1 protein-coding gene is annotated in these 506 nt (G+C 51.6%); it reads right to left on the bottom strand.

Translation table 11 applies throughout. The features are described from left to right. The coding region (locus DWW91_RS27510; RefSeq protein WP_122329443.1) for a DNA-binding domain-containing protein at positions 1 to 506 on the bottom strand (506 nt) is incomplete at both ends.

Raw genomic sequence — 506 nt, 5'->3', positions numbered from 1 at the left:
GTCACTTTGGTCGTTGTGCCGTCGCCAGCAACGAAGAAAACGCCTACCACAGCCTCGTCGCCTGTTATTTTGATGTTATTGCCCGTAATCATAATATCTTCGCTTGCCGTAATCGATCCGTCGAACAGGCCGGTCAGGGTATCAGTAACAAGCCTGATACGGGCCACGTCGGCTTTTGTGCCCATGTTGATCACTTTTACGTTTTTCAAGGCATCGCGAAGTTTCTTCGTCGGAACGATGTCGAATGTCAGTTTGTGGATAGCCGGGTCGAACTGGGCATCCGAGTTCTCGAAAGCACCCAGGATACGCGGGGAGAACTGGCAAAGGTCCGTTGTCACGCTATCGCCGTTCAACAGGGCTTCGAGAATGATATCACTGTCCTGCGACGTTACCGAAAGAATGGTCGGCAACTTCAGCTCAGAGCCGGTGCGTTTGATTTCCCGGGCCGTATCTTCTTTGGTCAGGGTTTTCGGACCGGTTTTCACTTCGGCAATACAGTCTTTTGT

The organism is Parabacteroides sp. AF17-3 (assembly GCF_003635445.1).
Taxonomy (GTDB): Bacteria; Bacteroidota; Bacteroidia; order Bacteroidales; family Tannerellaceae; genus Parabacteroides; species Parabacteroides goldsteinii.
This window is presented reverse-complemented; position numbering and strand designations above follow the sequence as displayed.